This is a genomic window from Pseudonocardia sp. McavD-2-B, from assembly GCF_024124365.1.
GTDB classification, from domain to species: Bacteria; Actinomycetota; Actinomycetes; order Mycobacteriales; family Pseudonocardiaceae; genus Pseudonocardia; species Pseudonocardia alni.
The window spans coordinates 1-4,212 of record NZ_JAMXSG010000379.1 but is presented as its reverse complement, the minus strand read 5'-3'; the positions used below and the strand labels follow the sequence as shown (position 1 = coordinate 4,212).

At 70.7% G+C, this 4,212-nt stretch carries 3 protein-coding genes; all 3 read left to right on the top strand.

The genetic code is table 11. The features are described from left to right. On the top strand, positions 1 to 206 hold a 206-nt coding region (locus NH602_RS28720; protein ID WP_256496043.1), incomplete at its 5' end, for a phosphoribosyltransferase family protein. A gap of 317 nt (positions 207 to 523) precedes the next feature. Beyond that, positions 524 to 1,183 carry a ribosome hibernation-promoting factor, HPF/YfiA family gene (gene hpf, locus NH602_RS28715; protein ID WP_073576336.1) on the top strand — a complete coding sequence of 220 codons (660 nt, stop codon included), beginning with the start codon at positions 524 to 526 and terminating at the stop codon, positions 1,181 to 1,183. 218 nt (positions 1,184 to 1,401) lie between these two features. Next, positions 1,402 to 4,212 (top strand): preprotein translocase subunit SecA (gene secA / locus NH602_RS28710; RefSeq protein WP_253069441.1); only part of this gene is annotated, 2,811 nt, incomplete at its 3' end.

The following is a 4,212-nucleotide window of genomic DNA, read 5'->3' as shown; positions in this document are numbered from 1 at the left end:
CCTCGGCGCTGCACCCGGCCCGCGGCCGCGAGCCGGTGCCTGCGGCCCGGGGGGAGGCGGTGCTGCTGGTCGACGACGTCGTGACCTCCGGGGCGACCCTGCGGGCCTGCGGGGCGGTGCTCGCCGCGTCCGGACTGCCCGCCGTGGGCGCGGTGGTGCTCGCCGACGCCTCGGCCCACCGCCGCCGACCGGACGGTCGATTGTGACGGCGGTCACATAGACGGCGGTCCGCCGATCTCCGGTCCGCCATCCACAGTGGTCACCGGAAGCGCGATCCGGAGGTGAGCGCGCCGCTCCGCGCGCGGCGGGTCACCCGGGTGCCACAGGGTCGTCGCACACCGCGTCCGAAGGCACCAGGGTGTCCACCCGACGGGTCGGCGAACGACCTGTCCCGGAGGCGGATTTCCCGATAACGTCCGCTGAACTCCGACCGCTACCACATCAGGAGGAACGACCGCGAGCCCACCCCCCGGGGTCGTCGTCGGGTCCCGGGTTCAGCACGACTGAAGCGAGGGATGTTCGAGTGGAGATCGTCGTCACCGGCCGGAACGTCGAGGTGCCGGAGCACTTCCGTGGCCTGGTCCAGGACAAGCTCAGCCGCCTGGAGCGCCACGACCACAAGATCGTCGGAATGGAGGTGGAGCTCTTCCACGAGCCGAACCGCCGTCAGCAGAAGTCCTGCCAGCGCGTCGAGATCACCGGGCGCGGCGGCTGCGGAGCCGTCGCCCGCGCCGAGGCCTCCGCCGCCGACTTCTACGCCGCGCTCGACATGGCCGTCGGCAAGCTCGCCGAACGGCTGCGCCGCTCCCACGACCGCCGCAAGCCCAGCCGCCGCGACCGCGTGGCCGCCTCCCGCGCCGCCGCCGACGCCTCGGCCGTCGCGCTGATGGAAGCGGCCCCTCCCGTCACCGACACCATCCCGGCACCGCGCAGCCACGACGAGTCCCTGACCGACGACGAGCTGCTCCGGCTGGAGGAGCAGTGGGAGGCCGAGTACCGGCCCGGTCGGATCGTGCGCGAGAAGACCCACCCGGCCACCCCGATGACCGTCGACGAGGCGCTCTCGCGCATGGAGCTCGTCGGTCACGACTTCTACCTGTTCTCCTGCAGTGACACCGGTCGCGCCTCGGTCGTCTACCGCCGCCGCGGCTACGACTACGGCGTGATCCGGCTCGACGGCTGACGGCACACGACCGGCGGTGGCCGCGCCGCGACGGGGTGAGCTGTCCCCGCCGCGGCGCGGACCTGCCACGGCGTGCCCGTACCATGGTCGGCGGGGTCCGCCCGCCGCGCCGCGCCGGTGCCGCGCCGGTGCCGTTCACGGCGCCGACCGGGTGCCGGGCGTGCGCGGAGACCGTGGTGGGGCCCCGTGACCTGACCGCGACGTGAATGAGGTCGGCAGTGCCCTTCCTGAGTCGACTCCTCCGGGCCGGCGAGACCAAGCTGGTGAAGCGGCTCGCGAAGATCGCCGCGCATATCGACGGACTGGAGCCCGATTTCGAGGGCCTCACCGATACGCAGCTGCGCGCCAAGACCGACGAGTTCCGCCGTCGCCACGCCGACGGCGAGTCGCTCGACGAGCTGCTGCCCGAGGCCTTCGCCACCGTGCGCGAGGCCGCCCGGCGCACGCTGGGTCAGCGTCCGTTCACCGTGCAGCTGATGGGTGCCGGTGCGCTGCACATGGGCAACGTGTCGGAGATGGGCACCGGTGAGGGCAAGACCCTGACCTCGACGCTGGCCGTCTACCTCAACGCGCTGCCCGGCGACGGCGTGCACGTGGTCACCACGAACGACTACCTCGCCAAGCGCGACTCCGAGACCATGGGCCGCATCCACCGCTGGCTCGGTCTCACCGTCGGCGTGATCCTGTCGGAGATGACCCCGGCGCAGCGCCGCGAGCAGTACGCCTGCGACGTCACGTATGGCACGAACAACGAGTTCGGTTTCGACTACCTGCGCGACAACATGGCGTGGAACACCGCCGACATGGTCCAGCGCGGGCACAACTTCGCCATCGTCGACGAGGCGGACTCGATCCTCATCGACGAGGCCCGCACGCCGCTGATCATCTCCGGCCCGGCCGAGCAGAGCGCCCGCTGGTACCAGGAGTTCGCGCGGCTCGCGCCGATGCTGTCCAAGGACATCCACTACGAGGTCGACGAGCGCAAGCGCACCGTCGGCATCACCGAGGAGGGTGTCGCGCTGATCGAGGACCAGCTCGGCATCGACAACCTCTACGAGTCCGCGAACACCCCGCTGGTCGGCTACCTGAACAACGCAGTCAAGGCCAAGGAGCTGTTCAAGAAGGACAAGGACTACATCGTCAACGACGGTGAGGTCCTGATCGTCGACGAGTTCACCGGTCGTGTGCTCGCCGGCCGTCGCTACAACGAGGGCATGCACCAGGCGATCGAGGCCAAGGAAGGCGTCGAGATCAAGCCGGAGAACCAGACCCTGGCGACGATCACGCTGCAGAACTTCTTCCGGCTCTACGACAAGCTCGCCGGCATGACCGGTACGGCCCAGACCGAGGCCGCCGAGCTCCACGAGATCTACAAGATGTCGGTCGTCTCGATCCCGCCGAACCGGCCGCGGGTGCGCGCCGACCAGGCCGACCTGATCTACAAGACCGAGCCCGCGAAGTTCGAGGCGGTCGCCGACGACATCGCCGAGAAGCACGAGAAGGGCCAGCCGGTCCTGATCGGTACGACGAGCGTCGAGAAGTCCGAGTACCTGGCGACGCTGCTGTTGCGCCGCGGCGTGCCGCACGAGGTGCTCAACGCGAAGAACCATGCGCGTGAGGCACAGATCATCGCCCAGGCCGGGCACGCGGGCGCCGTCACCGTCGCCACGAACATGGCCGGTCGCGGTACCGACATCATGCTCGGCGGCAACCCCGAGTTCCTCGCCGACCTGGAGCTGCGCAGCCAGGGCCTGGACCCGGTCGAGACCCGTGAGCAGTACGAGGCCGCGTGGGACGCGGTGCTCGACCGCATGCGCAAGCAGGTCAAGGCCGAGGCCGACGAGGTCCGCGCCGCGGGCGGGCTCTACGTGCTCGGCACCGAGCGCCACGAGTCCCGCCGCATCGACAACCAGCTGCGCGGCCGGTCCGGCCGTCAGGGCGACCCGGGCGAGTCCCGCTTCTACCTGTCCCTCGGCGACGAGCTGATGCGCCGGTTCAACGGCCAGGTCGTCGAGTCGATCATGAACCGGTTCAATCTGCCGGACGACGTGCCGATCGAGGCGGGGATGGTCACCCGCGCGATCCGCAGCGCGCAGACCCAGGTCGAGCAGCAGAACTTCGAGATCCGCAAGAACGTCCTCAAGTACGACGAGGTGCTCAACCAGCAGCGCAAGGTCATCTACGACGAGCGCCGCCGGGTCCTCGACGGCGAGGACGTGCAGCGCCAGACCCGCAACATGCTCGAGGACGTCATCCACGCCTACGTCGCCGGCGCCACCGCCGAGGGCTACTCCGAGGACTGGGACCTCGAGAAGCTGTGGACGGCGGTCAAGGGTCTGTACCCGATCCAGCTCGACTGGCGCACCGTCGCCGACGACATCGACGACCTGTCGGCCGAGGAGCTCGAGCGGGTCATCCTCGCCGACGCCGAGGCCGCGTACGCCCGGCGCGAGGCCGAGATCGACGCGTTGATCGGCGCCCAGGGCGGGATGCGCGAGCTCGAGCGCCAGGTCCTGATGCAGGTCATCGACCGCAAGTGGCGCGAGCACCTCTACGAGATGGACTACCTCAAGGAGGGCATCGGGCTCCGGGCCATGGCCCAGCGCGACCCGGTGATCGAGTACCAGCGCGAGGGCTTCGACATGTTCTCCGCGATGCTCGAGGGCATCAAGGAGGAGACGATCGGGCACCTGTTCAACGTCGTCGTCCAGGTGCAGCAGCCGGCCGCCCCCGTCCAGGAGGCCGAGCCGGAGACGACCGAGATCCCGGTCGTGCGCCGGGTCCCGGCCGAGGAGCCCGCCGAGTCCACCGTGGTCCTGCCGAACCTGTTCCGCACCAGCCCGCCGCAGAACCTGCAGTACAGCGGCCCGGGCGAGGACGGCGGGGTCGCGCGCCGCGGCGAGGGCGGTACGGCGGCTCCGGGCACCGGTCGTACCGGTCGCCACCAGGTCCCGGCCCGTGGCCGCGGCGCGTCCCCGAACGGCGACGACGGCGTCAACCGCGCCGAGCGGCGCCGCGCGGAGAAGGCC